Origin of the sequence: Pseudomonas sp. YQ_5 (assembly GCF_043103305.1) — a bacterium.
GTDB lineage: Bacteria > Pseudomonadota > Gammaproteobacteria > Pseudomonadales > Pseudomonadaceae > Aquipseudomonas > Aquipseudomonas putida_Y.
On the sequence record NZ_JBICJS010000068.1, the window covers coordinates 1 to 918 of the forward strand.

At 55.8% G+C, this 918-nt stretch carries 1 pseudogene; it reads left to right on the forward strand.

From position 1 onward, the window contains the following. Positions 1-918 (forward strand): annotated as a pseudogene (locus ACF8EA_RS17005) (IS3 family transposase); the annotation flags it as partial.

Sequence of the window (918 nt, forward strand, 5' to 3'; positions counted from 1 at the left end):
GCCTTGAACGCGAGAAATCGATACTAAAAAAGGCTACCGCGCTCTTGATGTCGGAAGATCTCGAGCGTATTCGCTGATCCACCAGTTCAGCGCTCATGAGCCCGTTGATTGGCTATGCGAGGTGTTCGAAGTCACTCGCTCAAGTTACTACGCACATCGCCATAGAAGGCGAACTCCGGACGTTGAGCGACTGAGGTTGCGTAGTCGAGTGAATGAGTTATTCACGCGCGGACGAAGTGCGCCCGGCAGCCGCAGTATCAAGATGATGATGCAAGAAGAGGGTGAGAAGATCGGGCGGTTTAAGGTCCGCAGCCTGATGCGTGAGCTGGCGTTGGTCAGCAAGCAGCCAGGGTCGCATGCGTACAAAAAGGCCACAGTGGAGCGGCCAGATATTCCGAATATGTTGAACCGAGCGTTTGATGCCGAAGCGCCAAATCAGGTCTGGTGTGGCGACATCACTTACGTTTGGGCGCAGGGAAAATGGCACTATCTGGCAGTTGTCTTGGATCTGTATGCACGCAGAGTCGTGGGCTGGGCCCTATCAGAAAAACCGGACGCAGACCTCGTGGTCAAAGCGCTGGACGTGGCTTACGAACAGCGCGGTAAGCCTCAAGGGCTACTGTTCCATTCCGACCAGGGGTCGCAATATGGCAGCCGTCAATTCCGCCAGAGACTGTGGCGCTATCGCATGCGCCAGAGCATGAGCCGCCGAGGCAACTGCTGGGATAACGCGCCGATGGAGCGAGTCTTTCGCAGCTTGAAGTCAGAATGGATACCGACCACGGGCTACCTGACCGGGCAGCAAGCCCAACGAGACATTAGCCAGTACCTGATGAGCCACTACAACTGGATCCGCCCCCATCAATTCAACGATGGGCTGGCTCCGGCGAAAGCTGAAGAAAAACTCAAAACTGTGTC